The sequence below is a fragment of the Phocicoccus schoeneichii genome, from assembly GCF_014635565.1.
Lineage (GTDB): Bacteria > Bacillota > Bacilli > Staphylococcales > Salinicoccaceae > Phocicoccus > Phocicoccus schoeneichii.
Map to the genome: position 1 here is coordinate 674,398 of NZ_BMDB01000001.1, position 26,110 is coordinate 700,507.

The window sequence follows — 26,110 nt, forward strand, 5'->3', positions numbered from 1 at the left end:
AAAGCTAAATAAATTCGTCGACACGTTCAATAAAACGTATCCCTCTTTCAATGAGTAACGACTTTAATTGGTCGTATGTTTCCTCATTTAAAATTTCGGGATCAGTGTCATGTCTATACGTATGGTGATCATCACTGCTGATATATGCGTTTGTTTGATACACGATATTCATAACGATATGGGAATCACGTTTATTGAACTCGACATAATCAAACGGCTTATCCTCGCGCTTTTCTTCTGTGCGTATCTTATGATATAACGCTTGAGCATCCATTTATCTCACCTCTTACTATTAGTATAAAGTCTTTGCAACGTATAAGTCTATAAGGTAAAATAAGGATAAGTGATAAAGGTGTGATTTTCATGTTGAGAAGGTTAAAAGAAAAACTCAAAAAGAAGTTAAAGAGCATCTTAGGTCGTAGTGGGTTACTGCAACAGGAGTATATGAAGGATAAATAATCCTAATTTATAGATGTGCTTGCTAAAAAAGGAGCACATCTTTTTTATGAAAAACTTACAATACATTTCTATATATTTTTAAGGAGAATAGATTTATGAAAACATTTAAAGTATTTTATCAAGGCCACAAAACACAACGCTTAATTAGAGAAGAAACTCTTATTAAATACGTTGAAGCCGAAACAATTGAAGACGTAAGAAAGTTCTTACAAAATGAAGATATTACAATCGAGTTCATCGAAACACTCAGTCCCGACCACTTAGAGTATGAACGTGATAACAACGCAGATTTCAAGGTTACGAAGGTAAATGAGTAACATTAAAGATGTAGGTGTTTTCGCCCTCGGGGGACTAGGTGAAATTGGAAAGAACACTTACTGCATTGAAATAGGTAACGACATTCTAATGATCGACGCGGGTATCAAATTCCCAAACGATGACGAACTCGGTATTGATTACGTAATACCTGATTACACATATCTAAAAGAAAATGAACATCGTATCAAAGCGCTCGTTGTAACGCATGGTCACGAAGACCATATCGGAGGAATTCCTTTCCTATTAAAAGAAATCTCAGTACCTATCTACTCTGGCCCGCTTGCTTTAGGCTTAATTAAAAATAAGCTTGAAGAACACAAGCTCATGCACCGTACTAAACTCATTCCTATCGATGAAGACACGGTTCTCGACTTCGATAGTTTCAAGGTTGAATTTTATCTTACAACTCACTCTATTCCTGAAGCATACGGAATCGTAGTAAAAACTCCTGTTGGAAACATCGTTCATACTGGAGACTTTAAATTCGACTTTACACCAGTAGGTGCGCCAGCAAACATCGCTAAAATGGCACAGATCGGTGAAGAAGGTGTACTCTGTCTTTTATCTGACTCAACGAACGCAACAGTTCCGAACTTCACAATCAGTGAAAAACAAGTCGGACAAAATGTAGAAGACATTTTTAGACAATGTGCAGGACGTATTATCTTTGCGACTTTCGCATCAAACATCTATCGTGTGCAACAAGCAATTGATGCAGCAGTAAAGTTTGACCGTAAGATTTGTGTATTCGGACGAAGCATGGAAAACAATATTAGAATCGGTACTGAGCTTGGTTATATTAAAGCACCACCTGAAACATTTATTGAAGCAAAACAAATTAACCGTTTTGAGAAACATAAAATAATGATTTTATGTACAGGTTCTCAAGGTGAGCCAATGGCTGCCCTATCACGTATTGCGAATGGTACTCATAGACAAATCAGCATTATTCCTGATGACACTGTTGTATTCAGTTCATCACCAATCCCAGGTAATACACTAAGCGTCAACCGTACGATTAACGCATTATACAAACGTGGCGCTGAAGTCATCCACGGTCGTCTATCAAACATTCATACGTCTGGACACGGTTCACAAGAAGAACAAAAACTGATGTTACGTCTGATGAAACCAAAATACTTCATGCCAATTCACGGAGAATTCCGCATGCTGAAAATCCATAAAGACCTTGCTGTAGACACAGGTGTCGAAGCAGACAATGTATTCTTAATGGAAAATGGTGAAGTCCTAACTCTATCTGAAGATCATGCTGAAGTCACTCATTCAGTGCCAAGCGGTACAGTGTTTGTGGATGGTATTGGTATCGGAGATATCGGTAACATCGTACTTCGCGATCGTAAAGAATTATCTGAAGAAGGTCTCGCAGTTATGGTTGTCTCTATTGACTTTGAAGACCAAGTATTATTATCTGGACCAGATATTATTTCACGCGGATTCGTCTACATGAGAGAATCATTCGGACTCATTAGAGGTGCAGAGAAAAAGTTACGTGAATCCATCGAAAACTTGCTCGCATCTGAAGAAAACGTTGAATGGTATAACGTAAAACAACTCATCATTGAAGAATTGTCACAATATCTATATCAGAAAACACAACGTAGCCCAATGATCTTACCAATGATCATGCGCGTAAACGACAAAACTTTAAAATCGAAATAAAATATTAGAGCTGTTTTGTGGGTTTCCTTTTTGGGAAACTTATCAAAATGGCTTTTTTTCTGCTGTAATCCTATGTGGCGATTTTTATCATTGGAAAAGTCATCATATGGGCGTTTTAATTATTACTTGTAACCCTTATGGTTGATGGATTCTAAATTTAAATTATTCAAATTTGAATATTTGATCCGAATTATCTTGTAGGTAGGTGTTCGGCTGTATAGAATCATGTTTAGTTGGAGGTGCGTCATGCTTAAGATACCTAAAAAGACAAATATGAATACGACAGCACAAATTTTAATGAAACGCGAGTTTGTTGATATGGTTATTTCTGGACAGATACGACGAGACGAAACAGGTTTAGAGGGAGAACTTTATCTTTCGAAATTATTTGAGGAAGAATTGCAAGTTAAACCAATTATTTTGTACGGCGTTCGCTTGGTTGTTGAAGAGAAAGAATGTCAATTTGATTGTCTGATGATTTTTCAGGATAAATGTATGCTGATTGAAGTTAAGAATTACAGTGGAGATTATTTTTATGATCGCGGTAAATTTTATTTTGTATCGAGTAAGGATGAGATTGATAGTCCTCTAGAACAATTAAACCGAGCAACTCGAATGTTTAGAAAATTTTTACGAGAAATAAAGATGAACTTTGAAGTTATTCCACGACTTGTTTTTACAGGGAAAGAATTCCAGCTCTATCAATCCGACTTGTCCCTACCCATCATTCACCCTGGTCAAATCAGGAGATTTATTAAAAAACTGAACAATGAATCTTGTTACTTGAATCAGCGACATACCAAACTAGAAGAAATCATATATGCACGACATCGTGTGTTTTCATCTTATGAGAAAAAGTATGAATACGAATATGACCAACTAGATAAAAAAATGAGCTGCGAGAAATGTGATGGGAGGATGGAGAGCATCAGTCAAGTGAAGATGAAATGTTCAAAATGTAAAGTAATAGAACGAACACAAATAGCCTTGACTAGAAATATAGATGAGTTTATATGGTTATTTCCTGAGATGAAGATTACAACCTCACGTATTTATGAATGGATCGGAGAATCGATTTCACAATATAGTGTTAGAAAATATTTGAAATCTCATATGATTGAAAAAGGAAATAATAAAGACCGAAGTTATGTGAAACTATAGTTTATTTGTAAAGTAGACGTTAGTACATCTCTACTTTAAAGATAAAACCAATTTATTTGTAAAGTAGACATCAATCCATCCCTACTTTAAAGATAAAACCAATTTATTTGTAAAGTAGACGTTAGTCCATCCCTACTTTAAAGATAAAACCAATTTATTTGTAAAGTAGACATCAATCCATCCCTACTTTAAAGATAAAACTAATTTATTTGCAAAGTAAACGTCAATCCATCTCTCCTTTAAAGATAAAACCAATTTATTTGTAAAGTAGACATCAATCCATCCCTACTTTAAAGATAAGAATCCTAAACCCCATATCACTCAAAAAACCACCCCCGAACTTCACAGTCTGCAGGTGGTAATCTTATAAAATCTACTCATCTATGCCGAATCTAGTCTCGAAGCGTGATAGGTCGGTGTCTTTTCCAATCAGGATTAAGACATCGTCTGACATGAGCTTGATGACGGGGTCTGGATTTACGATGATTTGATCGCCGCGCTTAATTGCGAGGATCGAAACTTCGTATTTTTCTCGGAACCCGAGATTCAGTATCGATTTGTTATTTAATTTCTTTGTCGTCTTGAACTCTACAATTGAATGTTCCTCTGAGATTTCTAAAATATCAAGAGTATGACTCGACACGATTCTATGTGCGAGTAGTCTACCGATATCGCGCTCTGGGTGAATGACATGATCGGCACCAATTTTCTCAAGTACTCTACCATGATATTCATTTTGAGCTTTCACAGTAACTTTCTCGACACCTAAGTCTTTTAAGATTAATGTCGTCAAAATGCTGCTTTGAATATTTTCGCCAATTGCAACGATGACATGGTCAAAGTTGGTGATACCAACACTTCGTAACACCGCTTCATCTGTCGTATTTCCGATAACTGCTTCAGTCACAATATCTTTATACTCATTTACTACATCTTCGTCTTTATCAATTGCGAGTACATTCGCATCTAATTCTCGTAACTCTTGTACGATACTCGAACCAAATCGCCCGAGTCCGATTACAGCAAATTCTTTTTTCATACTCTAATCTCCTTAGTTCTCTTTACCTTGGACATAGTCCTTATCAAAGAGGAACATTCTCATTAACATTATAAGACTTGGAACTAGGAGTAGCAATCCTAAAATGAATACGACTGTGAGCCAGAACGCCATTGCCTCATTCACTACACTGTCAATTTTCACGTACGGATACAGGATATACGGTAATTTACTCATACCATATCCAAAGAACGCACAGAAGAATTGCAGCATTACCATAATGAATGCCATGCCATAATTTCTTCCCTTGTAGATTAAATACACAGCTATACCCATAAACATTAAAGATAAACCGAATAGATACCAATAGTTTTGTGCGTTCAAGAAGTGCGCTTCGTTATTTGTTCTGAGTCCTAAGAACACGAACTGTGAGATTGCTAACATTGGAATTGTCCAAGTTAAGAACCACTTACGAATCACTTCTACTGCTTGAAATGCACGTGCTCTGTTCGCATAGAACGTAAGAAATGCACTTGAGATGTAAAGCACAGAGATGATTGCTAAGAATACTACTGACCATGCATACTGACTAAATAATAACTCTGTTATGTTCAAGTCAATGCCGCCAAACTTTTCTTCTATAAATCCACCTTCAGAGATTACAAGTGTAATCGAAAGTGCCGCAGGAATCAGTAGTCCTGTACTTCCGTAAAGAAACGCCCACACGATATTCGAATCTTTTGAATACTGGTTAAATGCATAATAACTTCCACGGATTGCCAATAAAATTAAAGCAATTGATGCAGGAATCAGTAATGTTGTTCCGTAGTAATATGCTGTTTCAGGATAAAACCCTACAATCCCAACAAAGAAGAAAACAAAGAAAACGTTTGTTACTTCCCAAACTGGGTTTAAATATCTCGTGATGATTGGTGTGATGATGTTCGACTTTCCTGTCGCTTTGGCGTAGAAGTTATAAAACCCTGCACCAAAGTCAACAGATGCGATAATTACGTAGCCATATAGAAACGTCCAAAGTACCGTGATTCCAATAATTTCATAGTTCATTAGAATCGACCTCCTTGTTCCATCAAGCTCTCTTTACCGTAATATTCAATTTGAGAATCACGTGCAGATGTGTTCTTGAACATATTCACCATTACTTGGATTGTTGTATATCCAAGGATGAGGTATAAAATACCAAACATAATCATTGTGATTCCGAGTCCATCTGCTTGAGTAATCGCTTCTGATACTCTCATGTATCCTCTAATGATCCATGGTTGACGTCCAAGTTCAGCTGTAAACCAACCTGCTTCAATTGCTGCGAAACAGAGTGGTCCAGATAATGCATATAAATATAGCATAAATCTAGAGTGTGCCCATTCTTCTTTCTTGAACAGTTTTAATGCAAAATAAAGGACAGATACGCCGAGCCCGAACATTCCAAAGACAACCATGATGTCAAAGAAATAGTGGACAACAAGTGGTGGCCATTCATCTCTCGGAATATCATTTAACCCAGTAACTTCAGTTGATGGGCTCGTTCCTGACAGAATGGATAATGCTGACGGAATGCGTAGCTCACCTTTAACTTCTTGATTCTCTTCATCTAATACACCAAAAAGAATTAAGTCTGCATTCTTTTCAGTTTCGAAGTGCCATTCAAATGCAGCAAGCTTTTCTGGTTGTTCTTCATGTAAGAATTTTGCTGATAAATCCCCAGCTAATAGAGTGAGTGCTGCTACCGCAACACCAATAATCATGTTTACTTTCAAGCCTTTTCTGTGATACTCTCTATCTTCTTTGTGTTTTGCGCGTAGTAAATTCACTGCTGCAACTGTCACCATGAAGAATGCTGCTGTCATATATGCTGTCACAACGACGTGGAATACACGCACGCCTGTTGATGCGTTAAACATTGCCATGATTGGATCAACGTTTTTAAATACGCCATCTACAAGATCAAAACCAGCTGGTGTGTTCATAAAGCTGTTTACTGTTGTAATAAATACTGCTGATATTGATGATCCAATTACAACTGGAATTGTAAGCAACCAATGGTGCCATCTATTTTTGAATCTATCCCATGTGTAGAGATAAATCCCAAGGAAAATTGCCTCAAAGAAAAAAGCAAATGTTTCCATGAATAATGGTAGGGCAATGATTTGACCTGCGAGCTTCATAAAGTCTGGCCAAATGAGACTGAGTTGTAACCCGATGATTGTCCCGGTCACTACCCCTACTGCTACAGTAACTGTATATCCTTTTGCGATACGTCGCGCCATAGTTAGATAGTGATAGTCATTTTTCTTTATTCCTAAGAATTCAAAGACCATAATGACGATGGGTATTCCTACACCTACAGTAGCGTAAATGATGTGGAACGCAAGTGTCATACCGGTTAGAATTCGTCCAAGAAGCACATCTTCCATTAAAAATTCCCCCTAAATGCGTTAACTAGATTTTATATATACCCTATATTGTCTGTACTCCATGATATGTTAACATATTCACAAAGTTAAGTTAAGCCGATTAAGTGAATTATTTGTGACGAATCACCATCGCTACCATATCCATCATTTCACTTTCACTTTCTACTTCATAAATGTGACGTTCAAATGCTTTTAATTTTTCGTAATCGAGTTCATGGATGAATTTTCTGACTTGTAATACGTGTGACGGATGCACACTGAGTGAATCAACTCCAAGTCCTAAAAGAATTGGGATTGCTCCTCTATCATGTGCGAGCTCTCCGCATAGTCCGACTTCTATATTTTCTTTATGTGCGCATTTAATAACATAATGAATAAGCTTCAATAATCCTGGGTTCAATATTTCAACAAACGATGAAACGTTAGGGTTCATTCGGTCTGCTGCCATCACAAATTGTGTGAGGTCATTTGAACCGATACTAAAGAAATCAGCATGCTTTGCGAGATATTCTGCATGCATTGCTGCAGCAGGTGTTTCGATCATAATTCCAAGAGGAATGCGTTTCTTTAATGAAAGTCCTAGTTTCTTCTCTTCTTCAGCAAAAATACGTGCAAGTGTTTTAAACTCTGCAACCGTATTTACCATCGGAAACATCACACGTACATCCCCATACTCACTCGCACGAATAAATGCACGCATCTGTGTTCTAAAGACATGCTCATTCATAAGTGAAAAACGAATCCCTCGCGTACCTAAAAATGGGTTTGTTTCCTCATCGTGATCATAGTAAGGGAGATATTTATCGCCACCGACGTCGAGTGTTCTAAACGTTACTGGCTTCCCGTCCATCTTTTTGGCTACGTCTTTATAGATTTCGAGTTGCTCTTCTTCACTTGGATAATTCGAGCGACTCATGTACACGAACTCCGTTCTGAATAAACCAACCTGATCTACGTTGATATCAAGCGACTCATCAACCGTCCCCTTTGTCGAAACGTTCGCACCTAAATTGATGCGTTTTTTATCTTTAGTCTCTGTAATTTTTGAACGATACGGCGCTAGGCGCTCACTTGCTTTCGACTTATCACTTTGTTTTTTAAGATAAAACCACGTATCCGAAATGGATGCGTTGAATACGACTTCTGCGTTGTCACCGTCTACAATCATCATATCGAAAGGCCGCGCCATCCGGAGTGCGTTCTTTACGTTCGACACTAGTGGAATCCCATGGCTCATTGCAATGATTGCGGTATGTGAGTTTTCTGATCCATTCTCTAAGACGATTCCCTTTATCACCGTTTTGTCGAGTTGCGCAACAATAGATGGGGGTAAATCTTTCGCAACGATAATAGATGGTTCTGTTAATTCTGTTAAATCTAAAGTACTATGTCCTTCTAGTTTATAGAGTACGCGCTTCAAAACATCGTTTATATCTTGCTTACGCGCACGTAAATACGCATCATTAATTTTTTCAAATGATTCTATAATATCGTTCTTTTCCAAATATAATGCATGAGTGACATTGTGGAGGTTTAATACTTTGTTTTTAATATTTTGATGAAGTTCTGGATCATCTAGCATCATAATTTGAGCTTCCATAATCGCTGCATCCGTATATTCACCATTCTGAATCGTTCTCTCTTTAATTTTAATAAGCTCATTTCGTGCAATATCTACTGCAGAAACGAGCTTATCAAGTTCAGTCTGAATTTCTTCTTCTGGTATTCTGTTTTCATCAATATTAAAGACAACTTCTTGGTATTTAACGACTGTACCAAAGCCGATACCGCCACCACCGCGATTACCTTTAATAATTTCAGTCATTACTCAGTCAGTCCTTCTTGTTTCAATGCCTCAGTAATTTTTTCTAATGCTTCCGCTTCATCTTCGCCATCTGTATAAATTGTAACTTCTGCACCTTTACCAACGCCAAGTGACATGACACCCATAATTGATTTCAAGTTGACTTTTTTATTGTTATATTCGAGTTCAATATCTGATTCGAATCGTGTCGCTGTTTGAACTAAAATCGTAGCAGGTCTAGCGTGAATTCCTGTTTCATCTACAATATCAAATGTTCTTTGTTGCATTTTGGTAACTCCCTCATCAAATTAAATTAATAGTTTCACAAACTATTGTACACGATTTCATAAACAATTGCACACTAAACTACAATCTTGGAGTTTAAATATTTAACAACTTTTTCAATATGATCCATTCCGAGCTTTCTCATAAGCGTGTAACTTACGATTGCGCTCGTACCATGAGAGACCACTGTTCCGACAGATATAGGACCAACTTTTGTACGTTTATTTCTATTTTGAAGTTGCTTTAAAACGACTTTAGTTGTTTGCTTCGCAAGAAATTCACCTGCACCACTTGAAACCATGATTGCAATACGTGTTTTAAGAGAATCTTTACTTTTTTCTAATTCTTCACTTGTCACGCCAAATATATCGTTTATATCTTCTTCAATTTCAGTCATTAATTTATAGTCTGTTCCCATATCAAAAAATGGAACAGGTACGATTGCTGCGATTCCAGATTGTTTCGCTTTTTGTTTAACTAATTCTTCTGCTTCTTTTCTTCTTGCTTCAATTTGTTGTTCTGTTAATGCCATAAAACCACTCCTTATTTAACACTCTATACCCAATATTAAGACTTATTATTCTTAGCGTTTAAAAATGTTACTGCTAAAAATGCAGCAAGTGCACTCGTCATATCGTCTCTGTCAAGTTCTGGTGATACTTCTGAAATGTCGAATGACACTAAGTTTTCGAGTGTAGCAACATGTTCTAAGATTGTTTTTATCTCTAAACTTGTGAATCCATTTGGACTTGGTGCTGACACACCAGGTGCGTCACTCGCTTTCACCGAATCCATACATAGTGTCATAAACACCTTGTCGTAATTTCCAAGTTTTTCTGATAAAGCCATGAGTAACTCTTTATCTTCTCTAAACTCATCAATGGTGTTGTACTCAACACCAAAGTGTTCTGCTGTTTTAAACAGTGTTTCAGTATTCCCTAATGGTTGAATACCAAGGACATGATAATCTATGTTTTTATCAGTAGATAAAATTTGATGGAACATCGTACCACTAGACGGCGACTCATTTCTCAAATCAAAATGTGCATCAATATTTAGTACACATAATTTTTCATCTTTAAATGCATCTCTTACACCTAAATAATGCCCATAAAGCGTTTCATGTCCACCACCGAATAATAAAACAAAACTATTTTTCTTTAAAAGAGTGCTGACTTCATTGCCTAATTCATGTTGTGATGCCTCAAGGTTTTCAGTACCTACAACTGATCCTCTATCAAAAATCTCACTTGTAAAGGGAAGAGAAGCGAGTTTTTCACGAATCTTTTCTGGGGCTAGAGACGCACCAACTCTCCCCTTATTGCGTCTAACGCCTTCATCAGACATAAAGCCTAAAATCACGTCACTTTGACTTTCATCGTTATAATCTTTTACAACTTGATGAAATCTTTCTTTAATGGCTGGGTCATCCGTACGTCCAAAGTAGCTATGCTTTTTTAGAGTCATTGTTCTCACTCCCATTAAATGATTTAAAGATACTGATTAACATGAGTGGTAGAGTCAACACTACTAAGAAAATGTTGAGTGGTAAGATAAATATAGACAACTCAACCGCTCTAAAGATTGTAATAAATAGACTCGTACTAAATTTAATAAATAATGCGACAATGATAATCATTTGTCTGTGATAATACTTATTTTTTAACGTATTCATTATTGTAAAGTACATATACAAGAACGCTAAAATAAATGTGATCGCTAAGTTTACCCATTCATAGATATATTGTACGTTTGAGATTTTAAATAATCCTTCAAACACGACACCGTTTCGGTTATTGAACTCTAAGAAAATCATGAGTAACATAACAAGTCCTAAAGTAAGTTCCACGTAATTGATTCTGAACCAGTGTTTAGGTGTGATTTCGAAGAACGTAAATAACTTATCTACAACACGTTTTCTGAATTGATATAAATATTTCGTAAAATCAAAGTACTTGTTCACGTCAACATTGATTTTTCTTGCACGTCTCAGTTCTTTTACTCTCGAATATTCTTGTTCATTCATTTCAGAAACAGGTTTCTTCAATATATTCTCTGCTTTAGATAAAAACACGCCCACCGAAAGTGAGAGTAGCGCCAACATCCAAGTGATCGAGAAATACATATTGATTGATAAGACGTCTGTTGGCGTGATGCCACGTCCAATATCACTATATACAGCATTTTGTGTAAAAAAGTACGCAATCATATAGAAAAACATGATGATGAGATATTGTTCTTTTCTAAATCTATGATCTAAATATTCATTAAAAATGTTATAAAGTAAATGAATAATAAAGGCAATTAAGAATAAAATACTTGTATATCCATAAACTTGGAACATGAGAACCGTTGTCCAAATAAACATGACTCCAGTTAACGAAAAGAAGAATATAATAAATCTACGATCATATCGTGTCGTTATCTTCATAACACGTGCTGCTTTAAACATCCAAGCACCAAGCAGTATGAATAATACTCCAACAACGACTGGAATTAAAAAATGAGAACCTAAAATCGGTTCTAATATATTAGTCAGTTCTATAAAGAATACATTAATTAAATCTATGATATTTTTAATTTTATCGATTTCAATACTTTCATTTTGACTACTGATTCGTCCTGCATTGATTATCAGAAACAAACCTTGAATCATAAAGAATACTCCGAGTAAATAACTCGCAATAATCTCTGTATTAAACTTCAACTTTTTTAACATGATGTCACCTCAACTATACATATTATATAAGAGTGACCTTCATAATTCATCTGATAAGAAAAAAACAGATGCAATTTATGCATCTGTTTAAACAGGAGTTCCTAGTGCTCTATGAGCAATATCCTTTCTGTAATAAAAATTCTCTGGATTATAAGAAAGCTGGTCCATATTATCATATGCCTTCTTGACCGCTTCATCGATCGTCTTAGCAAATCCTGTGACCATTAAGACACGTCCGTCAGATGAAATGTAATCTCCCTCTTCGGTCTGCGAGACTCCACTAATAAATATTTCGTCCATCAATTCTTCTGGAATATAGAGTGGCAGTCCTTGATCTACTTTCATTGGATAGTTTTTTGTTGCAAGGACAATCCCTGCTAAGAATCCATCTTTCCATTTCATTTCAAAAGGCTCTTTATTTTTAAGTTTGTTTAACATCTCTAGGAAATCATTTTCTAGTAAGCCCATTAATACTTGCGCTTCCGGATCACCGAATCTTGAGTTATATTCGACGACCTTAACGCCTTCACTTGTGTGCATCGCACCTAAGTAGAGGACTCCAAAATAGTCGAGGTCTTCCTCTACCATCGCATTGATTGTTGGTTCAATTAATTGGTTTATGGCTTCCTCGCGAATATCTTCAGTGATGTGTGTCACTGGTGCATATGCACCCATACCGTTTGTGTTTGGGCCAATACCTTTAGCGTAAGCACTCTTATGGTCTTGAGCAATTGTTTCAAATGCATGGTATGTATCACCGTTGACTAATACCATGAGCGAAAACTCTTCTCCGTCCATGTACTCCTCGATAATGAGTGGTTCAATGCTATCATCTTGCGTGACGATTGCGAGATTCTTCAATGCTTCCATCGCTTCATCTAACGAGTTTACTACTTCTACACCAACACCTGTGACACTTCCGAGTCCGTCTTGTTTGATGACTTTCGGGAAATTTGTTTCCATTAAATAGATTTCTGCTTCACTGTAAGTTCTAAAGATTTCAAAATTTGCTGTTGGTATATTGTATTTCCTTAAAAGTTCTTTCGTAAATACTTTAGAAGTCTCCATTTGAGCTTCTTTTTTGCGCGGCCCAAAAACTGTTAACCCGTACTCGTCAATTAAATAATCGGCAAGTCCTTTTTCTAGAGGTTCCGGTGGACCTATAATCACCCAATCCACTTGTCGTTCAATACAAATCCCTGCGATTGCATGAAAGTCATCTTCTTGCACTCGATACATCACTTCACAAAGGTCGTTCATGCCTGCGTTACCAGGGATTGCGTAGATTTCATCTACATTCTTAGATTCAGAAAGCATTTTAACAATTGCGTGCTCTCTTCCTCCACTACCTATTACTGCAACATTCATTATAAAACACCCTTTACGGAATTGTTCTGTAAATCCATTGTACTAAAAACGCTTTCAATTTGGAATCAAAAAGTAACACTTTTGTAATATTGATACTAGCAATTATAGACGTAATTTGAAATAATAAAGGTAACACAAAGTCTAGGGGGATTTAAATGACAGCAGAAATTCTTAATGGTAGAGAAATCGCAAAAGATTACCGTGCGGATCTCGAACGACAAGTAAGTGAATTAAAAGAAAAAGGGGTGACTCCTAACTTAACGGTAGTAATCGTAGGTAATGATGGTGCTTCACTTAGCTACGTTAAATCTAAAAACAAAGCTGCAGAAAACATTGGTATGGAGTCGGGCATTGTTCACTTAGAAGAAGATGCAACAGAAGAAGAAGTACTTAAAACTGTTGAATCATTAAACCAAGACAAGAACGTTCACGGAATACTTGTCCAAGTTCCACTTCCTAAACAAGTAGATGAAAACAAGGTACTCGATGCAATCACACCTGAAAAAGATGTTGACGGATTTAACCCAGTTAACATCGGTAAACTCTACACAGGTCAAGAAACATTCGTACCATGTACACCACTTGGGATTATGGAATTATTAAAACACACGGGTTCTTTAGAAGGTAAAGATGTTGCAGTAATCGGTCGTTCCCATATCGTTGGACAACCAGTAGCAAAATTACTGACTGACCAAAACGCAACTGTTACTTTAATGCACTCAAGAACTAAAGACATGGTTTCAAAAATCAAAGACTTCGACGTAGTTGTATCTGCGGTTGGTAAACCAGGATTACTCACTGGTGCAGACATTAAAGAAGGTGCAATTGTAATCGACGTTGGTAACACTGTAGTTGACGGTAAACTCGTTGGTGACGTAGATTACGAAAGTGCTTCTGAAAAAGCAAGCTACATCACACCAGTTCCAGGCGGAGTTGGTCCACTTACAATCACTATGGTATTAAACAACACATTGCTTGCAGCAAAACGCCAAAATAATCTGTAATACTATATTTAGCTGAACATTTCTATGTTCAGCTTTTTTATTTTGTCTTTATCTTGTAAAATAGGAGTAACGATTGAAGTTAGAGGTGTTCTTTATGAATTCTACAATTATAAAAATGTTGATTGCCCTACTTCCGACTGCACCAGTGGTTGGCGAATACGTGGCAGATTATGAACCGAATCAAACTGAAACATCTAAAGAAGAGACAAGTAAAAATGAATCTGCTGAAACAATAGAAGATATTCAAAAGAAAGTAACAACAAGCTATCCGAACCTTTTTAACGTGGATGAATTTAATGTGCAAGTTGGTGATTCTTTTGACCCATTAGCTGGCGTGTACGCTGTAGATAAGCGTGATGGTGATGTGACTTCTAATATTACGACGAGTGGAGAAGTAGATACGTCAAAAATTGGTGACTACTACGTGAAGTACAAAGTAACAAATAGTACTGGTGGTTGGTATGAAATCACTAGAATTGTGCACGTTTCTGAAAATCCGACGGATGAAATCAAGCCTACTCCGAAAAAATCTGAATCCGCTCAGAATAATAAGAATACACGCGTAACATTCACAAATATTGATGATGTAGAGATTTCAGCTGGAACAGATTTTGATCCGAAAAAGGGTGTAAAAATCTACGATACAGATGGACATGACATCACGAATGATGCGGTAGTCCAAGGAGACGAAGTGGATACTTCTAAATCTGGTGAATACTATATTGCTTATACAGTGATTGATCGCTTCGGAAAAGCAAATGCTGCTGCGAGAAAGGTAACAGTGAAATAATGGGTTACATAATTGCACTCATTGCACTTGTCGCACTCGCAATCTTTTCAACATGGTCTGTACGAAATAAGAATAAATAGGAAATCTCCGAGCTTCTTGAATGAAGTTCGGAGATTTTTTGTATTGTACGATAATTGAATCGTGTATTTGTCGTTTACGTTGAATCACGACTTGATTACGTTCTAAACGAGTCGTGAAATTTTGATTCAGATGAAACCACGACTTGATTACGCTCTATTCCAGTCGTGGAATCTTGATTAACAAGAAACTACGACTTGATTACGCTCTATTCGAGTCGTGAAATTTTGATTAACAACAAACCACGACTTGATTACGTTCTAAACGAGTCGTGGAATTTTGATTCAGATGAAACTACGACTTGATTACGCTCTAAACGAGTCGTGGAATTTCGATTAACAACAAACCACGACTTGATTACGTTCTATTCGAGTCGTGGAATTTCAATTAACAATAAACCACGACTTAATTACGCTCTATTCGAGTCGTGGAATCTTGATTAACAAGAAACTACGACTTAATTACGCCCTATTCTTCTTTTTCCTCTCTTAACTTTTCTTTAATTTTATCTTTTACTGTATTGATGTGCGCTTTGAACGCTGAAACATCCGTGTAAGAGTGTGATCCGTAGCGCACCTTGCTATAGATTTCGAGTTCTTCAGCGCTAAAGATGTCAGTAAAGCCTTCTCGCTCAATCCATTCTTCAATCGTTTCATCAGAAAAACGACCGACCCCCATCTTTTTCGTCCATCGCTCAAAGTCAAAGTACACCTCTCGAATTGGATCATCTGGTTTTACTAATCTAATACGTTGTCTCAGTTTATCTGTAATTGCAGGAACAACCTTTACCTCAGGCTTATCTTTATCGTATACTTCTTCATTTTTACTTCTCATCACTAAAATAATAACAGTTATAATAACCGCAACTACGATAAAACCAATCACGATCATATCCAGTGGTAGATTCTCCATAAGACTCTTTTGCTCTTTCATATTAATTAAATCAAGTACAGTCTCATCAAGTCCTTCCTCTGTGCGCTCTTCTTCAGAAATCTCAGGAGTTACAAAATCTAAGTTTTCCATCCACAAGAAGAGTGGTTTCATCAAGAAAAAAATACCGTTCAAGACACCAATGAGTGCAAGTTTCAATAGTCCAGTGATTCCTTTAACTAGAACGGCTACGACACCACCGCCAATAATTAGAATTAAACCTACCGGGATAATCGTCTTCAGATAATCCGAAAACTTAACGGTGCTATCTGTCATTTGCTCCACAATTTTTAACATAAAATAAAGAATCAGTTGAGCAATAAACATCCAAGCGTAAAAATAATAGTTATCTGCACTCAATATTCCCGTTCGAATAAATTGAGATAAAATCACGACAATCAGTGATATACCAATTGCTTCTTGTTGTCTATCTGTCGTACGATCCATATAGAGTCTGTCAAAACGAAAAACTGATAATACACTATACAAAATAGCGACAAGTAGATGGTTACCAACAATCAAAAACAATACAAAAAATACTGGTATTAGAAAATAAAGAATGTACGATCTCGCTTTACCTGTAATCACTGCGCCAATAAAAAATACGAACACAAGAACAATACTATTCAAAAATAAATGAGGTGCTTCGTTAAAGACAGCGTTCATTTGTGCAAGAATGATAATCACTGTCATCATTTCAATCACATATTTTGGAAAAAGTTCTTTAAATAAACGGATCATCTTGCACCTCCTGAAGGTCCAAATAGAACGAGAGACTCTTTATCTAACTGATAGATATTAATATGTTTCTTCTTGAGCTCTAACAGTGCTTCTTCTATCGTCTCATCAGTCGGTCCCGTAAAAATTACGTGGCTCGGCACATGATTTAAATTTGGCACTCGTCGTATAAGATGTTCAAACGGTACAGTAAAATCAATAGATTTCAATCGTGCTAAAAATTCTAACGTACGCTTATAATGAGTCGCGCCACTCCCGAGAGGCACGTGTAAATAATCATTGATATGAATATGTCTTACATTAGAAATTAGTTGATATGGGATATTATCATGCGTCAATTGGTACGAAATATAAGCGACCTTTTCATAAATCTCTTCGATATACTCAACAGCAACATACGATTTATCCGATCGTAAATTCACCAAAATCAAGACTTCTAAATCTGTCACTTGTTCATATACATTTGTTCTGAGCGTACTAGTGCGCGCCGTCTGTTTCCAATGAATATCTCTCAATTGATCAGTCGGCATGTATTCTCTCGATCCAACTTTTAACATTTTATCTTGGAACAATGCGTTTTGTTTGCGATAATTACCATCGATATTTCGTAGTCTAAACGGCTTAAATTTCGAAACTTTAATCTCTGGATAGACAATAACCTCCGTTGTATTACTCGATTTTTGTTCGAGTACAATGTTATTAAATCCAAACAGGTTAGGATAAGATAAAGTGCTCCCAAACACTTTTGAAACGCCTCGTTCAATTGCTGTGTATTTCGCTGAAATATAAATACTCTTCTTAGGCATAACACTAAAAGAAAGACGTTTATGCGTTCTCGATACAGAGCGCTTCTTTTTATCTCCCTCAAAAATAATGTAATCACCTGCATTAATATCTAAACTCGCACCAACAATTGGGAAGAGACCATGTTGCGTGATTTTGAAAGTCATGATTCCTTCTTCGCCCTTATATTTACGGTCCGACTTCTCTACAAATTCAACTTCTAGTTTCTTGTGAGATAGCGCCGCATATAAATCAGAAAGAAGCAAAATTGCACCAATGATTCCTAAAATATAGAAAAATATACGTGAATAATCTGCTGGATAAAAAGCCGCCCACACTAAATAAGTGAGAAATACACCGTAAAGCATTGTATTTAACCACGATGGTAAATAATGTGCTTTGAACTTCATCGTTCGACTCCAGTTTCGACTGGTACTTCTACACCTCTCACGATTGTCTCAGCAACGCTCTTAGGCGAATCTACTGTCATACCTTCAATCGACAGCATGATCCTATGACTAATTACCGGTAAAATAATTTCTTTTACGTCTTGAGGTGTGACATAATTTCGTCCGTTTATAAACGCTACTGAACGTGCTGTATTCATAATGTGTAAAGTACCACGAGGACTCACCCCAAGATCTACATAAGGATGATTTCTCGTCTCTTCAACAATGTCTAAAATATAATTTTTAACCGTTTCATTAACCTCTACCTGATATACTTCATTTTGAAGTGAGATGATTTCTTCAAGTGTGAAGACTGGTGTAATTTCATCTAACTTCGATTGCACCATGTGTTGATCCATCATTAGAAGTTCACTCTCACGACTCGGATACTCTAAATCAATCTTCATTAAAAATCTATCGAGCTGTGCTTCAGGTAAATCAAAAGTCCCTTGTGACGATTCAATCGGGTTCTGTGTCGCGAGTACAATAAATGGACGTTTCAATTCAATACGTTCACCATCAATCGTTACTTGTCTCTCTTCCATGACCTCAAGTAATGCGGATTGTGTTCTTGGTGTTGCACGGTTGATTTCATCTGCAAGTAGTACATTCGTATCCACTGGACCTAACTTTAACTCAAACACTTCGTCTTTCATGTTGTACATATTCATACCAGTAATATCCGTTGGTAAGACGTCTGGAGTAAACTGTATTCGTTTAAAATCTCCACCAATCGCTCGCGCAATCGCTTTTGAGAGCACTGTCTTCCCAGTACCTGGCACACTTTCAAAGAGGATATGTCCTTCTCTTAAGAGAGAGATAAAAATGAGGTCTATTGTTTTTCTGTCAGAAATAAACACCTTGCTAATTTCATTATGAAACTCGTCTAACTTATCCGTAATATTCATTATGTATCCCCTTTCAACACTTAATAAAATTATAGCAATAATAAAAATATGTCACAATGAAAATAAAAAAGCCTTCTAACCGAATGAGGCTAGAAGACCTATAAACAACAATTATTTTAATTGCTTTTTAATTTCTCTATTAAAGTCATCAAGGTCATCTGGTGTTCTTGATGAAACTAAGTTTTTATCGACAACTACAGATTCATCTTTGAATTCTGCACCTGCGTTAATAACGTCATTTTTAACGTTTTTAACTGCAGTCATCGTACGTCCTTTTAATTTACCTGTATCTACAAGTAATTGTGGTCCGTGGCAAATTGAGAATACTGGTTTATCATTTTCTAAGAAATGAGTTGCAAATTTTGCTGGTAGATCATCTTTGTCTCCACGTAATCCGTCTGGAGAAAAGCCACCAGGAACTAATATTCCGACGTAATCTTCTGGATTCGCGTCACTCACCTTAACATCAGATTCGAATTCTCCACCATTTTTACCTTTTACAGTCCCACCATTTGGAGAAACAATCACTGTTTCATAACCCGCAGCTTCAATTGCTTCTTTCGGGCTTGTATATTCGATATCTTCTACCATATCTGTCATTAATACTGCTACTTTTTTATTCAATGTGAATGCCTCCTAAAAGTATATAGTTATATATTGCCACCTTTTAGAAATATTAAACATTAAAACCACAATAAATAAATCAGACTTACGCTTATACTCATTACAATAACTGAAAGTGGTGCTCCGACCTTAATATAATCACTGAATTTATATCCTCCAGGCCCATAAACGATTAGGTTTGTCTGATAACCAATTGGTGTCATAAAGCTGGATGATGCAGCAATTGTTACAGTAATAATAAATCCTAGGTAATTTGCATTCATGAGCTCGGCCATTTCAAGGGCAATTGGGAACATGAGGACGGCTGCTGCGGAGTTTGTAATAAGTTCTGTAAAGATATTCGTTATAATATAAATAACAAACAATAATCCGAGTATCCCCAATGGCTTAACGATGTCTACGAGATGTATCGCTAAAAAGTCTGCCAGTCCAGAGTTTGTTATCGCCTTACCTACACCAAACGCACTGGCAATTAAGAGTATCACGTCAAACTGTATTGCACCCGTAACATCATGGATAGAAATTAACTTAAATACGAATAAAATAATAACGAGTAGTAACATCGCTTTAAACATAGAAAGTACACCGAATGTCACAAGACCAATCATTATCCCCATAAGTCCAATAACAAACCAACCTTGCTTCTGGTTCTGCAAAAATTCTTCTGGAGTTTTCACTGCTGTAACAACGTAGAAGTCATCAGTGAACTTGTTTTTATCGATAAAATCATTATGAGCAAGAAGCAGTAACGTATCCCCTGCTTTTAAGACAATCTCTCCCACTTTTGAGTTAATTCGCTTGTTATTTCTGTGAATCGCAATTACTCCTGCGTTGAATCGCGATTTAAAGTTTGATGTTTTTAACGTTCTATTTAAAAGAGATGAGTTATGTGAAACGACCGCTTCAACGAGCACTGTGTTTTTGTTTTGCAGATCATCTAGCGTTAATTCACTACCCGTACGAATCGATAGTCCTTTCACTTGTTTAACAATTCCAATTGTATCAAGCGTCGCTGAGAACACAATTCTGTCACCTGCACGTAATCGTGTGAATGCTGTGACTTCTGGTAGTCGTTTTTCATCTCTAAATATATCGACTATGTATATCCCTTTTAATGTATCATTTGTAACATCAATTACAGACTGATTTACTTGTTCAAAGTCAGTTAAAATATAAGCTTCAGCTAAAAACTCTTTTGTCTCTGAATCGATTTGTTCCATGGCACCTAATGTATCAGGTAACAGTTTATACCCAATCGTTGCAAGATAAATTAAACCGACAGAAAGAATCGCAACACCAACTACAGAGAATTCGAAGAATTTAAATCCTTCTAACCCTTCCCCAAGTAATAGTCCGTGTACAATTAAGTTCGTACTTGTACCAATTAAAGTCAGTGTTCCACCCATGATTGTGACATATGAAAGTGGAATTAAGAGCTTTGAAGGACTAAATCCATTCTTGATCGCCCAGTTCTTGATAATAGGCGTTAAAGTAACCACTATCGGAGTGTTGTTTAGAAACCCAGATGCGATTCCTACCGGCGCAGTAAATTTAATCATCGCTGTGCGTGCACTTTTATTTTTACCGAGCATTTTATATATTAAGTTCTCGATTACACCATGTTTTTGTATTGCACTTGCAACGATAAAGAGAACGACGATGGTCATTACCCCTTCATTAGAGAATCCAGCTAATGCATCATTGGTAGAAATGATGCCAGTCATCAGAAATATAACTAAGAATAAAAACACAACAAAGTCTGCTCTAATGACTTCAAATAAAAGTAAAGTCAGCATAGCAAGTATTAATATAGAAACAAAAATCATTTCAACGGTCATTGTCATCACCTCAAGGGTATTATTAAATCTATAATGCATGTTTTAGGCAAAAAAAGAAACCACTAAATCACATTTTGTGACTTAGTGGTTAAATTTTTATTCTTCTGATTTTACAAATTTATGTTTTAAGTTCATTAACATCTCATAAACAACAGGTACTACAATTAGTGTGAGTAGCGTCGAAGACAATAGACCACCAATAACTGTTACACCTAAAGCTTTAGAGATTAACACAGAACTATCTCCACCGAATACTAGAGGTACAAGTGCACCAATTGTTGCGAGTGCCGTCATCAGAATTGGACGCACACGTGTTGTGGCTGCTTCAAGGAGTGCTTCTCTAGTAGGTAAACCTGACTCTTCCATTCGGATGACTCGGTCAATTAATACAATCGCGTTCGTTACAACGATACCGATCAACATTAAGAGTCCAATCATCGATGGTACAGAGAGTGTTTCACCAGAAATTAGGAGTGCTAAAATGACACCTGTAATTGTAAATGGTAACGAGAAGAGAATTGAGAACGGTGCAATACCACCATGGAATGTAAGTACTAAGATTAAGTACACAATCGCAATAGCTGCGAGCATTGCCATTCCTAACTGTTTAAAGCTGTCTTCAATATCCTCAGTCGTTCCTCCGACTTTAATTGAAACATTATTTGGTGTTTCAATTTTGTCAATCTCTGCTTGAACCTCTTCTGTTGTCGTACCGATATCTTTTGCGTTGATTTTCGCATCTACAGTTGTAGAGATATCTCCATTCTTACGTGTAATCGTGTCGGATGATGTCCCTTTTTCAATTGTCACAAACTCAGAGAGTTTTACTTCTTTACCAAGTGGTGTCGTGAATTTCGTATCTTCAAGTTCTTTTTCAGTCCATGACTCTTTCTTATCATGCACTAAGATAACATCTGTTTCCACACCATCTAATGCGACAGTAGCAACTGTTTCTTTCGGATCATATTGGTTTAACTCTTGTGCGACTTGTCCTGCAGAAAGTCCAAGTTTGGCAGCTTTTTTATGATCCACTACAAGTTGGTACTCTTCATAAGAGTCACTAATTGATGAAGACACGTTTGTCAGTGTGTCTTGATTATTTAAAACATCTTCAACTTCTTTTACAGTGTCTCTCATAGCTTCAATAGAAGGTCCTGTTACAGTTATAGAAACTGAGTTTGAAGATCCTCCTGTTGCGACGTCTAAGTTCTTCCATGTACCCTCATGTTTCAACTCATCAATCTTATCTAATACTCTCTCAGCTTCAGTATCCCAGTTTTCAGTGTCTTTATCATACTCAACAAACATCGCCGTATCAGTCGTAGAACCGGGACTCATTGGGTTTTCCCCACCTACTGAGTATTGGATATTTAATACATCTTTATTCTCATTTAAAATATCTTCTACTTTTTCAGCTTTTTTCACTACTTCACTTTCCGTTTCACCAGGGCTTGGTTTATACGTCAGTGCTAGGAATTTATCATCACCTGTTGATATGAATGATGTCCCTACGAGTGGTGTAAGCATAAGTGACCCAATAAAGATTGCTATTGCTACAATACTCACTATCCATTTATGAGATAAAGACCATTCAAGCACACTATGGTACACGCGCTGAATGACCCCTTGTTTTCCTTCTTTACTCTTAGAGTTCTTTACACCTTTTCTAAAGAATACATGTGCGAGCATAGGCACAATAGTAATCGCAATAATGAGCGATGCAACGAGTGCAAATACTACTGTATATGCAAACGGTCTAAAGATTTCTCCGACTTCACCTGTTACCATCGCAAGTGGGAAGAATACTGCAATCGTAACAACAGTTGAAGACATGATTGGAATAAACATCTCTTTTGTTGCATCCGCGATTAAAGCACGGCCTTTTAATGGCTCGTCATCTAACTTCATTCTTCTATAGACGTTTTCTATTACAACGATGGAGTCGTCAATAACACGTCCAATCGCTACTGTCATTGCACCGAGTGTCATAATGTTAATTGTAATATCAAACTGTTTCAGCACTAAGAATGCCATAAGAATAGACATTGGAATTGAAACAACCGCAATTAATGTGGAACGGATATTTCTTAAGAATAAAAGAATCATGATGATTGCGAATAACGCACCAATTAAAGCTTTCTCAACCATTGTTTTAATTGAATCAACGATGGGTTTCGCTTGGTCCATCATAAGAACCGCTTCAGTGTTGCTGTTCTCTTTTACATAATCATCTATAACTTCTTTAACACCATCTACAACAGATACCGTGTTTGAAGTTGTTGTTTTTACAATTTGAATTGAAAGAGAATCTTTTCCGTTAGTCTTAGAAATAGACTCACGCTCTTGTGTATTTTCAATCGAAGCGATATCTCCTAATTTCACTGTTGGAATATCAGCTTCTTTCATCTTCTCTTCCATCTCTTTTTGCATCTTTTCAAGTTGCTCAGGAGACATTTGTGCTTTTTCAGCATCTGAAAGTTCAGGCGCATCAGCACCCTCTTTTTGTCCAGCAGGAACTTCTAAATCTTTTAATGCTTCAATAGAAGTGAACTGTCCATCAACTACAATTGACTTTAAGTCATTTTCAAATGTGTATAGCCCAAGTGGGAAATCACTTGCTGAAGCTTTGATGTATTGAAGTACATCTTGTTCAGTTAGGCCATTTTCTTCGAGTGCTTTTTCATCGAAATTAAGCGTAATTTCTGTCAACATTTGACCAGCAAAAGTTGCACTTGAAACGCCATCCACACCTTCAATTTTAGGCAGTAAGTTCTCTTCGATATCTTTTGTTAGCTTTTCTAGGTCGTTGTCTTTATCAGTAAAGCTATAGCTGATAATCGGGAACTCATACATTGAAATCTGGTTGATTGTCGTATCACTTGCCTCTTTAGGTAAGTCAAGTGACTCGATGGCATCCTTTATTTCCTCTTCAGCTTTGTCCATGTCTGTGCCGAAATCATATGTAATCGTAATAGCAGACGCATTTTGCATAGATTGCGATTGAACGTCCTCTACTCCTTCCATACTCGCCACACGGTTTTCAATTGGATCTGTTACACTTTCAAGCACGTTCTCAGGAGTCGCACCAGGATAAGGCGTCGTCACTGTGAGAACAGGTGATGAAATGTTCGGTAACATTTCCATGTTCATTTTCAATGCAGAATAAGCACCGGCAACCGCAACAATGATTGTCATTAATACAATTGCGAGTTTATTCTTTATTGAAAAATTGATTATATTTTTTATCATTTCCTACACTCCAATCCTAAAAAATTATAACATATTACGCAAAATAAATACGCTATGAAGCTAGCGCATTTTTAGTGTATTTTCCCCTTTGTAATGGGACATTTCGGAAACAGTCACAAACTGATATCCTTCACTTGTTAAGTAATCAATAACATCATCTATAGCATCCACACTTTCCATGTGAATATCATGAAGTAAAATCACAGAACCATCTTGTACATTTTCTTTAATTTCTTTCAGAATGGCATCTGTGTTGTGAGTAAGCCAGTCTTTCGTATCGACAGACCAATAAGATGTTTCGATGTTTACCTTCGCTTCAAGCGTGGCATTAAATGAACCATACGGCGGTCTAAAGAACTTCGGTGTCTGATTTGTATACATTTCAATTAAAGCACTTGTATCGTTTATTTCTGCTCGTATTTCATCAAAACTCACTTGCATCATATCCTGATGTGAATATGAGTGATTGCCAATCTCATGTCCTTCTCTATCCACGCGTGTAGCAGTGTCCGAGAAAGCTTCTATGCTAGAACCAAGCATAAAGAAGCTCGCTTTCACATTTTTAGCTTGAAGTTTATCGAGTAATTTATTTGTCGTATCAGACTTAGGACCATCGTCAAAAGTAAGAGCAACCATTTTTTGGTTTGGGTCAAGTTCACGAATAGTTAAATACTCCTTTGCCTGTTTATTATCCTTAGACCCTTCTGTTTCTTTAGAATCAGTCTCTTCAGGCTTAGGTTTCTGACCAGTGATACAATGCTGGATCGTTTCATCCATTAAAGGAATTAGGTCTTTTTTTAATACTTTTACTTTAGGCGTTCCCATTGCAGGCAGTCCTATTTCCTCAGAATCAAATTGAAAAATTGCGTAATCGTCATCAAATTCGATATTCAGAAAGCCGTTTGTCATATTATTTACATACGCTTCAAGTTTATGGTGCTGATAATAAGGAAAAATAGAACCATCAGCACTGATGGCTTCATCTAAAATTTTAAACAAAGACTCACGTGTCTTAGAATCTGTCTTAAAAAATGACTCCGTACTACCCACTTGACCACTTTTTAGATTTACAGCAAAAATATTGTGCTGTGAAAAAATATCAGAATCAGAGATACGCGCTTTCTTTGTCTTGTTGAAGAAATAGACATCATCATTGAACTGTTTAGGATCAATGTCGATGATTAATAAGTTGTTCTCATTATCATCTTTAACCATTTTGATGAATTCAGTGATATCGTGATCACGATATCTAATGATTTTATTATTGATATCATCATTTTTAAAAACAGGATATTTAATTTCAATGAGAGGATTCTCTTTAGATTGATACGTGGCAATTTTAAATTCAGAGAACTCCGTATCCATATGCTGGATAGAATCATTAGACTTCCCATTATTAATATTATTAGCAAGATCTTCATTATTACATGCGGCTAAAGTAAGAACGGCAAGAATAATACTGAAGAGAAATATGTATTTTTTCATGGTTGCCT

22 protein-coding genes are annotated in these 26,110 nt (G+C 36.6%); 5 read left to right on the forward strand and 17 right to left on the reverse strand.

What is annotated here, in order from left to right; genetic code table 11:
• Positions 1 to 4 precede the first annotated feature (4 nt).
• Positions 5 to 274 carry a hypothetical protein gene (locus IEU51_RS03520; RefSeq protein ID WP_186086741.1) on the reverse strand — a complete coding sequence of 90 codons (270 nt, stop codon included), beginning with the start codon at positions 272 to 274 and terminating at the stop codon, positions 5 to 7.
• A gap of 280 nt (positions 275 to 554) precedes the next feature.
• On the opposite strand from IEU51_RS03520, the gene IEU51_RS03525 reads away from it, so the two are divergent.
• From IEU51_RS03525 to IEU51_RS03535, 3 genes are all read left to right on the forward strand, one after another.
• Entirely contained in the window at positions 555 to 776 is a 222-nt protein-coding gene (locus tag IEU51_RS03525) for an RNA polymerase epsilon subunit (protein WP_186086738.1), read from the forward strand.
• Positions 769 to 2,457: a ribonuclease J1 gene (gene rnjA, locus IEU51_RS03530; protein ID WP_186086735.1), complete on the forward strand. Its 1,689-nt coding sequence runs from the start codon at positions 769 to 771 to the stop codon at positions 2,455 to 2,457. Before IEU51_RS03525 ends, rnjA begins: the two co-directional genes overlap by 8 nt.
• Positions 2,458 to 2,703: 246 nt before the next feature.
• Positions 2,704 to 3,618: a nuclease-related domain-containing protein gene (locus IEU51_RS03535; RefSeq protein WP_186086732.1), complete on the forward strand. Its 915-nt coding sequence runs from the start codon at positions 2,704 to 2,706 to the stop codon at positions 3,616 to 3,618.
• A 373-nt stretch (positions 3,619 to 3,991) separates the two neighbouring features.
• Here the strand turns inward: IEU51_RS03535 and IEU51_RS03540 are convergent, their stop codons facing one another.
• From IEU51_RS03540 to purD, 9 genes are all read right to left on the reverse strand, one after another.
• A complete protein-coding gene (locus tag IEU51_RS03540; protein WP_186086729.1) occupies positions 3,992 to 4,657 on the reverse strand; it encodes a potassium channel family protein in 666 nt (221 codons plus the stop codon).
• A gap of 12 nt (positions 4,658 to 4,669) precedes the next feature.
• The gene (locus IEU51_RS03545) at positions 4,670 to 5,683 is read right to left on the reverse strand and encodes a cytochrome d ubiquinol oxidase subunit II (RefSeq protein ID WP_186086726.1); all 1,014 of its coding nucleotides are present in this window, start codon (positions 5,681 to 5,683) and stop codon (positions 4,670 to 4,672) included.
• Complete coding sequence (locus IEU51_RS03550) at positions 5,683 to 7,050, reverse strand: cytochrome ubiquinol oxidase subunit I (RefSeq protein ID WP_186086723.1); 1,368 nt, start codon at positions 7,048 to 7,050, stop codon at positions 5,683 to 5,685. The genes IEU51_RS03545 and IEU51_RS03550 overlap by 1 nt, the downstream gene beginning before the upstream one ends.
• A 109-nt stretch (positions 7,051 to 7,159) precedes the next feature.
• Positions 7,160 to 8,875, reverse strand: a complete 1,716-nt coding sequence (ptsP, locus tag IEU51_RS03555; RefSeq protein WP_186086720.1) for a phosphoenolpyruvate--protein phosphotransferase — start codon at positions 8,873 to 8,875, stop codon at positions 7,160 to 7,162.
• Positions 8,875 to 9,141 (reverse strand): phosphocarrier protein HPr, encoded by a 267-nt coding sequence (locus IEU51_RS03560; RefSeq protein ID WP_186086717.1) that lies wholly within the window; start codon positions 9,139 to 9,141, stop codon positions 8,875 to 8,877. The genes ptsP and IEU51_RS03560 overlap by 1 nt, the downstream gene beginning before the upstream one ends.
• Positions 9,142 to 9,215: 74 nt before the next feature.
• The gene (locus IEU51_RS03565) at positions 9,216 to 9,671 is read right to left on the reverse strand and encodes a DUF697 domain-containing protein (RefSeq protein ID WP_186086714.1); all 456 of its coding nucleotides are present in this window, start codon (positions 9,669 to 9,671) and stop codon (positions 9,216 to 9,218) included.
• Positions 9,672 to 9,706: 35 nt separating this feature from the next.
• On the reverse strand, positions 9,707 to 10,606 hold the full coding sequence (locus IEU51_RS03570) for a formimidoylglutamase (RefSeq protein ID WP_186086711.1): 900 nt from the start codon (positions 10,604 to 10,606) through the stop codon (positions 9,707 to 9,709).
• Positions 10,587 to 11,846, reverse strand: coding sequence for a lipoteichoic acid stability factor AuxA (gene auxA / locus IEU51_RS03575; RefSeq protein ID WP_229713825.1), 1,260 nt, complete (start codon positions 11,844 to 11,846; stop codon positions 10,587 to 10,589). Before auxA ends, IEU51_RS03570 begins: the two co-directional genes overlap by 20 nt.
• A 99-nt stretch (positions 11,847 to 11,945) precedes the next feature.
• Entirely contained in the window at positions 11,946 to 13,226 is a 1,281-nt protein-coding gene (purD, locus tag IEU51_RS03580) for a phosphoribosylamine--glycine ligase (RefSeq protein ID WP_186086706.1), read from the reverse strand.
• 155 nt (positions 13,227 to 13,381) lie between these two features.
• On the opposite strand from purD, the gene folD reads away from it, so the two are divergent.
• Both folD and IEU51_RS03590 read left to right on the forward strand, forming a co-directional pair.
• A complete protein-coding gene (folD, locus tag IEU51_RS03585; protein ID WP_186086703.1) occupies positions 13,382 to 14,230 on the forward strand; it encodes a bifunctional methylenetetrahydrofolate dehydrogenase/methenyltetrahydrofolate cyclohydrolase FolD in 849 nt (282 codons plus the stop codon).
• Positions 14,231 to 14,324: 94 nt separating this feature from the next.
• Entirely contained in the window at positions 14,325 to 15,020 is a 696-nt protein-coding gene (locus tag IEU51_RS03590; RefSeq protein ID WP_186086701.1) for an immunoglobulin-like domain-containing protein, read from the forward strand.
• Between the two features lie 546 nt (positions 15,021 to 15,566).
• Here IEU51_RS03590 and IEU51_RS03595 read toward each other — a convergent pair.
• The 7 genes from IEU51_RS03595 to IEU51_RS03625 form a co-directional block, all read right to left on the reverse strand.
• A complete protein-coding gene (locus IEU51_RS03595; protein WP_186086698.1) occupies positions 15,567 to 16,769 on the reverse strand; it encodes a hypothetical protein in 1,203 nt (400 codons plus the stop codon).
• Positions 16,766 to 17,959: a DUF58 domain-containing protein gene (locus IEU51_RS03600; RefSeq protein ID WP_186086695.1), complete on the reverse strand. Its 1,194-nt coding sequence runs from the start codon at positions 17,957 to 17,959 to the stop codon at positions 16,766 to 16,768. Before IEU51_RS03600 ends, IEU51_RS03595 begins: the two co-directional genes overlap by 4 nt.
• Positions 17,956 to 18,906 (reverse strand): AAA family ATPase, encoded by a 951-nt coding sequence (locus tag IEU51_RS03605; protein WP_186086692.1) that lies wholly within the window; start codon positions 18,904 to 18,906, stop codon positions 17,956 to 17,958. The genes IEU51_RS03600 and IEU51_RS03605 overlap by 4 nt, the downstream gene beginning before the upstream one ends.
• Before the next feature lie 111 nt (positions 18,907 to 19,017).
• Positions 19,018 to 19,530: a type 1 glutamine amidotransferase domain-containing protein gene (locus IEU51_RS03610; RefSeq protein WP_186086689.1), complete on the reverse strand. Its 513-nt coding sequence runs from the start codon at positions 19,528 to 19,530 to the stop codon at positions 19,018 to 19,020.
• A gap of 59 nt (positions 19,531 to 19,589) precedes the next feature.
• Positions 19,590 to 21,368: an SLC13 family permease gene (locus tag IEU51_RS03615; RefSeq protein WP_186086686.1), complete on the reverse strand. Its 1,779-nt coding sequence runs from the start codon at positions 21,366 to 21,368 to the stop codon at positions 19,590 to 19,592.
• Positions 21,369 to 21,464: 96 nt separating this feature from the next.
• Entirely contained in the window at positions 21,465 to 24,617 is a 3,153-nt protein-coding gene (locus IEU51_RS03620) for an efflux RND transporter permease subunit (RefSeq protein WP_186086683.1), read from the reverse strand.
• Positions 24,618 to 24,677: 60 nt separating this feature from the next.
• Positions 24,678 to 26,102, reverse strand: coding sequence for a polysaccharide deacetylase family protein (locus tag IEU51_RS03625; RefSeq protein ID WP_186086679.1), 1,425 nt, complete (start codon positions 26,100 to 26,102; stop codon positions 24,678 to 24,680).
• Positions 26,103 to 26,110: the final 8 nt, after the last annotated feature.